4 protein-coding genes and 1 riboswitch are annotated in these 8,216 nt (G+C 35.4%); of the genes, 1 reads left to right on the top strand and 3 read right to left on the bottom strand.

The annotated features are described in order from the left end of the window. Positions 1 to 277: 277 nt before the first annotated feature. The 3 genes from metH to HNQ03_RS13530 all read right to left on the bottom strand — a co-directional run bounded on the left by metH (position 278) and on the right by HNQ03_RS13530 (position 5,036). Positions 278 to 2,938, bottom strand: a complete 2,661-nt coding sequence (gene metH, locus HNQ03_RS13520; protein WP_173780227.1) for a methionine synthase — start codon at positions 2,936 to 2,938, stop codon at positions 278 to 280. A gap of 140 nt (positions 2,939 to 3,078) precedes the next feature. Next, positions 3,079 to 3,531 (bottom strand): IS200/IS605 family transposase, encoded by a 453-nt coding sequence (gene tnpA, locus HNQ03_RS13525; RefSeq protein WP_173780228.1) that lies wholly within the window; start codon positions 3,529 to 3,531, stop codon positions 3,079 to 3,081. A 494-nt stretch (positions 3,532 to 4,025) separates the two neighbouring features. Next, on the bottom strand, positions 4,026 to 5,036 hold the full coding sequence (locus tag HNQ03_RS13530; protein ID WP_173780229.1) for a homocysteine S-methyltransferase family protein: 1,011 nt from the start codon (positions 5,034 to 5,036) through the stop codon (positions 4,026 to 4,028). Positions 5,037 to 5,098: 62 nt separating this feature from the next. After that, positions 5,099 to 5,204, bottom strand: a riboswitch (SAM riboswitch). Between the two features lie 122 nt (positions 5,205 to 5,326). Here HNQ03_RS13530 and HNQ03_RS13535 point away from each other — a divergent pair. Next, positions 5,327 to 7,939, top strand: a complete 2,613-nt coding sequence (locus HNQ03_RS13535; RefSeq protein WP_173780230.1) for an MGH1-like glycoside hydrolase domain-containing protein — start codon at positions 5,327 to 5,329, stop codon at positions 7,937 to 7,939. Positions 7,940 to 8,216: the final 277 nt, after the last annotated feature.

Consider the following 8,216-nt stretch of genomic DNA (forward strand, 5'->3'; position numbering starts at 1 on the left):
CAATTTTATTAATTCATCATTGATAATTGATTTCGCCCTTTCAGGGCTTCGCAATGGATTTTTATTTTTTTCAATAGGTTTCACCCAATGCTATTTGATTTCTTTTCAATGGGTTTCACCCTTTGCTATTTGATTTCTTTTCAAAGGGCTTTACCCTTTGCTATTTGATTTCTTTTCAAAGGGCTTTACCCTTTGCTATTTGATGTCGCCACTTCGTGGCTCTCTAATTTCACATTTCAATCCTTCAAGGTTTCAAAAACCTTGAAGGATTTCTAAATTAATCCGCCAAATTCGGGCTCAACCATTTTCTGGCAAAATCCAATTCTACTCCTTTTCTTTCGGCAAAATCTTTCAATTGATCTTCTTTTATTTTTCCTACCCCAAAATATTTGGCTTTCGAATTTCCAAAATAATAGCCAGAAACTGCTGCAGTTGGAAACATTGCCAAACTTTCTGTGAGTTCTAAACCAATATTTTCTTTCACTTTTAATAAGTCCCAAATTGTTTGTTTTTCCAAATGATCCGGACAAGCGGGATAACCTGGTGCAGGACGAATTCCTTTGTATTTTTCGGCAATTAAATCTTCGTTTTCTAGGTTTTCATTTTCATCATAAGCCCAAAATTCTGTGCGAACTTTATGATGTAGAAATTCTGCAAATGCTTCTGCTAAACGATCTGCCAAAGCTTTTACAATAATAGCGTTGTAATCATCGCCTTCATCATAATATTCTTGCGCCAGTTCTTCTGTTCCAAAACCTGTAGTTACGGCAAATGCTCCGATGTAATCTTGCGTTCCCGAAGTTTTTGGTGCAATAAAATCACTTAAAGCATGGTATTCTTTTCCGGCAGATTTTTTTAATTGTTGTCTTAAAGTTCTAAATTTCGCTAATTCATTTCCACTTTCATCAGAAACTAAAATATCATCTTCACCATTAGAATTGGCAGGAAAAATTCCGAAAATACCTTTCGCTGTGAATAGTTTTTCGTCTAGAATTTTTTCTAGTAAAACTTTAGATTCTTTAAATAAAATACTCGCCTGTTCGCCAACAACCTCATCAATTAAAATATCGGGAAATTTACCATGCAATTCCCAACTTCTAAAAAATGGACTCCAATCTATAAATGGCAACAATTCCCTTAAATCTTGGTTTTCTATAATTTTAATTCCTAAAAAATTAGGCTTGAAAATTTCTTCATTTTCCCAATCTACTTTAAATTTTTGCTTCCTAGCTTCTTCAATGGGAACGTATACTTTCTCAATTTGACGCTCCAGAAATTTAATTCTAAAATCATCGTAATCTTCTCGCAATTCAGTTTCATATTGTGCTGCATTTCTATCCAACAATTTACTCACAACACCAACTGCTCTAGAAGCATCGTTCACATGAACCACGGTATTATTATATTTCGGGCAAATTTTCACCGCGGTATGCGCTTTTGAAGTTGTAGCACCACCAATTAACAAAGGAAAATTCAGATTTTTTCTTTGCAATTCGTCGGCAACATGCACCATTTCGTCTAAACTTGGGGTGATTAATCCGCTTAAACCGATTACATCTACTTGATGTTCTATCGCAGCAGCAATTATTTTATCTGCCGGAACCATCACTCCCAAATCGATGATTTCATAATTATTACAACCCAACACTACGCTCACTATGTTTTTGCCAATATCGTGAACATCACCTTTTACGGTTGCCATTAAGATTTTTCCGTTTGGTTTTTGCTTTTCATCTTTTTCTGCCTCAATAAAAGGTTGCAAATAGGCCACTGCTTTTTTCATTACTCTGGCCGATTTTACGACTTGCGGCAAAAACATTTTTCCGCTACCAAATAAATCTCCAACAACGCCCATTCCGGTCATCAAATTAATTTCGATTACATCCAAAGGTCTGGTTGAATTTGCTCTGGCTTCTTCTACATCTTCAATGATAAAACGGTCTAAACCTTTCACCAAAGCATGCGTGATTCTATCTTGCAACGCATCTTTTCGCCATTCTAATTCTTCTACAAATTCTTTTTTGGTAGATTTTACGCGCTCAGAATAATCTAAAAGTCGTTCTGTAGCGTCTTCTCTTTTGTCGAGCATCACATCTTCCACCAATTCTAGCAATTCTTTCGGAATTTCATCATAGACTTCCAGCATGGTTGGGTTTACAATTCCCATATTCATTCCTGCTTTTATGGCGTGATAGAGGAACACGGAATGCATCGCTTCTCGCACATTATCGTTCCCGCGAAAAGAGAAAGAAACATTGGAAACTCCACCACTCACAGAAACATTGGGTAAATTTTCTCGCACCCATTTCGTAGCATCTATGAAATCTATAGCATTTCTGCGATGTTCGTCCATTCCTGTTGCGACTGGGAAAATATTTAAATCGAAAATAATATCTTCGGAAGGAAAACCAACTTTATTAACTAAAATATCATAAGATCTTTTGGAAATTTCTATTCTTCTCTCGTAATTATCGGCTTGTCCGTTTTCATCAAAAGCCATCACAATTACGGCGGCTCCGTATCTTTTAATTTTTTTGGCGTGATTGATAAATTCTGCTTCACCTTCTTTTAAACTGATAGAATTTACCACACATTTTCCTTGTACCACTTGCAAACCAGCTTCTAGAATTTCCCATTTTGAAGAATCAATCATGATGGGAATTCGAGAAATATCCGGTTCTGAAGCAATTAAATTCAGGAATTTTACCATGGCAAATTTTCCATCGAGCAAACCATCATCAAAATTAACATCCAGAATTTGCGCTCCACCATCAACTTGATTTCGAGCAATATCGAGCGCTTCATTGTAATTTCCTTCTTTAATTAAACGAAGAAATTTTTTAGAACCTGCAACATTGGTTCTTTCTCCAACATTAATAAAATTGGATTCTGGGGTTATAATTAAAGGTTCGAGACCTGATAATTTTAAATATTTCATTACTTTTTATTCTGTTTTAAAGCCACAAAGTGGCATTATCACTAACATTGGGTTTAGCCTGATGAAAAATAAACACGTCGAATCAAAGCCACGAAGTGGCGTTATCATCAACATTGGGCAAAGCCCGATGTTTCACACAATTAATCCCAAACATACCTTTCATCATATTCAACATTATATTTCTTTACAAATGCCAAAAATTCTTCCTGAAATGCTTTCTTATTATGATGTTCTTCTTGATTAATAATATATTTTTTTACAATTTCTATTTCTGTAGGATTTACTGAAAATGCGCCATAACCATTTTGCCAATAAAAATCTTCAAATTCTTTTCCTTTTGTTTTTATCCATTTTGAGGAATGGGACTTTACCTCTTCCAATAATTTCATTAATGCGATTTTCTTTGATAACAAACATAAGATATGAACATGGTCTTTGTATCCACCAACTTGAATAGGATTACATTCTAAATTTTTGCAAACACCGCCTAAATAACTAAATAATTCTTCTTTAATAGAATCTGTAATCATTGGTTTTCTATGTTTTGTACTGAAAACCAAATGAACATATATCTTATTTAATGATTGTCCCATTCTTAAATGATTTATAATTACATCGTTTTTTATATCATTGGGCGGCGCTTTGCTTACCCAATGCTTTTGATTGCGGTCTTTCAGACCTCATTTATCTTTCTCGTTTAATTCAATTGGGCGGCGCTTTGCTTACCCAATGCTTTTGATTGCGGTCTTTCAGACCTCATTTATCCTCGTCTTTTTTCATTGGGCGGCGCTTTGCTTACCCAATGCTTTTGATTGCGGTCTTTCAGACCTTATTTATTTTTCTCGTTTTATTTGATTGGGCGGCGCTTTGCTTAACCAATGCTTTTCATTGCGGTCTTTCAGACCTTATTTATTTTTCTCGTCATATTTGATTGGGCGGCGCTTTGCTTAACCAATGCTTTTGATTGCGGTCTTTCAGACACCATTTATCTTTCTCGTTTAATTCATTGGGCGGCGCTTTGCTTACACAATGCTTTTGATTAAGCCACTTCGTGGCTCTCGTAATTAAAAATAAATGTGAATGAGTTTTATTTTAATACCTTAATTTTCCTCGGTTCATAATCCTTCACTAAATCTGCAATGGCTTTGATGTGAGGTGGCGTTGTTCCGCAGCATCCACCAATAATATTAATTAAACCTTTTTCTGCATACTCGCGGATTTGTTCTGCCATAAATTCTGGAGATTCATCGTATTGACCAAACGCATTGGGCAAACCAGCATTGGGATAGGCGGAAATATTAAAATCTGAATTTTTGGCCAAAGTTTCTAAATACGGCGTTAGTTGTTCTGCTCCCAAAGCGCAATTGAAACCTACGCTCAACAAATTGAGATGAGAAACTGAAATCAAAAATGCTTCTGCTGTTTGTCCGCTCAATGTGCGTCCAGAAGCATCGGTAATGGTACCGGAAACCATAATTGGGATTTCTATATTTCTCTCTTCTTGAATTTCATCAATAGCGAAGAGTGCAGCTTTAGCATTTAAAGTATCGAAAATAGTTTCTACCAAAAGTAAATCTGAACCACCATCTAAAAGTGCTTCTGCTTGTTGTTTGTAAGCAGTTCTCAATTCATCGAACGTAACGGCACGAAATCCTGCATCATTCACATCCGGACTTAAACTCGCAGTTCTGTTTGTAGGACCGATGGAACCTGCTACAAATCTTGGTTTTTCTGGGTTTTTTGCAGTGAATTCATCACAAACTTGTCGGGCAATTTTTGCAGATTCATAGTTGAGTTCGTACACCAAATCTTCCATGTGGTAATCTGCCATTGCAATGGTAGTACCAGAAAAAGTATTGGTTTCTATAATATCTGCACCGGCTTCTAAATATTTTGCATGAACTTCTGCAATTGCTTTTGGTTGCGTGAGAGAAAGTAAATCATTGTTTCCTTTTACAGAATATTGATAGTCTTTAAATCTTTCGCCACGGTAATTTTCTTCGGTGAAATTATAGCGTTGCAGCATGGTTCCCATTGCACCGTCTAATACGAGAATGCGTTTTTGAAGTTCGGAATATATAGGATGTTGTTTTTGCATTTCAATTAATTATTAATAATAAAATAATTGAAAATGCTACCAAGAATGGTAAATATTTGTATTTGTTATCTCACTCGCCAAAGGCGAGTAGAATGTAGCACCTTTTCGCAAAAGCGAAGGTTGCCAAGGTTTCACAGAGTCTATTCTCTCCACCTTTCTTAATAACATTTTCAATATGTGTATGAACGTAGTTGAAAATCAAAGGTAAACTATAAATTTTAAGAATCCAAAAACTTGTTTGTAAATCAGGAAATTTTTTTTCCTTAATTTCGCTTTTAAATTAAATGGAAATGAGAATTGCAGAAAGTGAAAGAATGCTTGCGGAAAATTGGAAAACTTGGGGTCCTTATGTAAGCAACAGACAATGGGGGAATGTGCGAGAAGATTATAGCACAGACGGCAACGCATGGGAATTCACGAGCCATGATCGCGCAGAAAGTTATACCTATAGATGGGCAGAAGAGGGAATTGCAGGTATTTCAGACAGCAAACAGCTCATGTGTTTTGCTCTCGGATTTTGGAACGAAAAGGATGTCAGAATAAAGGAAAGATTTTTTGGATTAAGCAATTATCAAGGAAATCATGGTGAAGACATCAAAGAAATATTTTATTATTTAGATAATACACCAACGCATTCTTATATGAAAATGGTGTACAAATATCCCACAAAATCTTTTCCGTATGACGATTTAATTAATGAAAATGGCAGCAGAAACAAAAGTGAGCAGGAGTTTGAATTAATAGATACAGGAATTTTTGATAAAGATGAATATTTTGATATTTTTATTGAATATTGCAAAGCAGATTCTGATGATATTCTCGTAAGAATTACCATTGAAAATAGAAGTTTAGAAAACGCACCTATTACAATTTTACCAACCGTTTGGTTTAGAAACAACTGGAAATGGGGTTACAATGATTATAAAGGAAAGCTCTCTTCTATCAAAAATTCCGAAATAGACATCTATCACAACGAAATTGGTATCAAAAAAATGTATTCTCGAAGAGAAAACGCTGAAGCTTTATTTTGCGAGAATGAAACCAATTATTCTAAATTATATGGAACTCCTAAAATTGAAGATCAATACTATAAAGATGGCATAAATGATTATATAATTCATGGAAAAAGCACCATCAATCCTGAAAAAAAAGGGACAAAAGCCTCGTTTTTGATTAAAGATACAATAGAAGCAAAGTCTTCCAAAACTTTTGATTTCAGACTAGCAAATCAAGATTTACATGATGCTTTTTGGGGTTTTGATGAATTATTTGAAACCCGGAAAAATGAAGCGGAAGAATTCTACCAAGAAATTCAAAAAGATATATCTTCGAAAGACGAAAGAAATGTGCAAAGACAAGCATTTGCTGGACTTCTTTGGAATAAGCAATTCTACCACTACAATCTAAATAAATGGTTGAAGGGCGATCCCAATCATGAGGCACCAAGAAATTTCGACCATTATGTTCGCAATACAGAATGGAGTCATTTGCACAATAAAGACGTTATTTCTATGCCAGATAAATGGGAATATCCATGGTATGCAACTTGGGATCTCGCTTTTCATTGTGTTCCTTTCGCATTGATAGACAGCGATTTCGCTAAAAACCAGCTTTTACTTCTAACCAAAGAGTGGTACATGCATCCAAACGGACAAATGCCTGCTTATGAATGGAATTTGAGCGATGTGAATCCACCAGTTCACGCTTGGAGCTGTTTCCGAGTTTTTAAAATTGATGAAAAAAATAATGGAAAACCAGACGTTGTCTTTCTGGAAAAAGTATACCAAAAATTACTCTTAAATTTCACTTGGTGGGTAAATAGAAAAGATAAAACTGGGAAAAATATTTTCGGTGGTGGTTTTCTTGGGCTAGATAATATAGGCGCATTCGATAGAAATATGGAATTTGGCGAAGGCGAACATTTAGAACAAGCAGATGGAACTAGTTGGATGGCGATGTATGCTTTGAATATGATGAGAATTGCGATGGAATTGGCACAATACAACGTAGTTTACGAAGATATGGCAATCAAATTCTTCGAGCATTATCTCTACATTGCAGAAGCTATGGAAAATTTGGGAGACGACCAAGAAAGCCTTTGGAACGAAGAAGACGGCTTTTTCTACGATGTATTGCAACTATCCGATGGCAAAAGCGTATCCCTAAGATTGCGCAGTATTGTAGGTTTAATTCCTCTTTTTGCTGTAGAAATAATCGACCATGAAATGCTGGAAAAGCTCCCAAAATTTAAAGAAAGAATGGAATGGATTCTGCGAAACAAAAAGGAACTCGCCAATCTGGTTTCACATTGGGACAAAGAAGGCGAAGGCAAAAAACATTTGATGAGCATCCTTCGTAGAACAAGATTGACCAAAGTTTTGAACAGAATGTTGGATGAAAAAGAATTTCTAAGCGATTTTGGAATCCGTGGAATGTCCAAAGTTTACGAAAAAACTCCCTTCGTTTTTACAACCAATGAAAACCAATATGTGGTGCATTACGTTCCTGGAGAGAGTGATAGCAGTATGTTTGGCGGAAACAGCAATTGGCGCGGACCGATTTGGTTCCCTATTAATTTTCTAATTGTAGAAAGCTTGCAACGCTTCTATTTCTATTATGGCGAAAGTCTGAAGGTAGAATTGCCAACAGGAAGCAACAATTATTTTTCATTAAATGAAGTTGCAGAAAATTTAAGTATGCGTTTAGAGAGCATTTTCCTGGAAGACAAAAACGGAAACAGACCCTTCAATGGTGGCGTGAAAAAATTTAACGAAGATCCTTACTTCAAAAATTACATCATGTTCAACGAATATTTTCATGGCGACAATGGACGTGGCATGGGAGCATCACATCAAGGTTGGACGGCAACTGTGGCAAAAATGATTCAAATAAGATCTACATAAAATTTCTTAGGCGTCTTTTTAAATTTATATAGTGATTTTTTAGGGCGCCATGAACTTCGTTCGTAAACTTCAATTAAGGCTTCGCTTCAATTTCGTTTATGCCTTCCGTTCTCATTCTTTTTTTTAGAAAAAAAAGGAATTCCACTCAAACCTAACGAAGTGGTTCGATGATTCAAATATAATAAATAGTCAGCCATTAAAAACTATTTAAACAACTGATTAATAGTTATTTAGAAGTTATAAAGTTTGTTTATATCTGCAAGAAAACGTATCTTTA

The sequence above is a fragment of the Frigoriflavimonas asaccharolytica genome (genome assembly GCF_013294015.1).
Lineage (GTDB): Bacteria > Bacteroidota > Bacteroidia > Flavobacteriales > Weeksellaceae > Frigoriflavimonas > Frigoriflavimonas asaccharolytica.

What these genes read in the sequence shown, in the direction of transcription:
- metH (WP_173780227.1), bottom strand. Translation starts at nt 2,938, where the DNA reads ATGAAATATTTAAAATTATCAGGTCTCGAACCTTTAATTATAACCCCA.
- tnpA (WP_173780228.1), bottom strand. Translation starts at nt 3,531, where the DNA reads ATGGGACAATCATTAAATAAGATATATGTTCATTTGGTTTTCAGTACA.
- HNQ03_RS13530 (WP_173780229.1), bottom strand. Translation starts at nt 5,036, where the DNA reads ATGCAAAAACAACATCCTATATATTCCGAACTTCAAAAACGCATTCTC.
- HNQ03_RS13535 (WP_173780230.1), top strand. Translation starts at nt 5,327, where the DNA reads ATGAGAATTGCAGAAAGTGAAAGAATGCTTGCGGAAAATTGGAAAACT.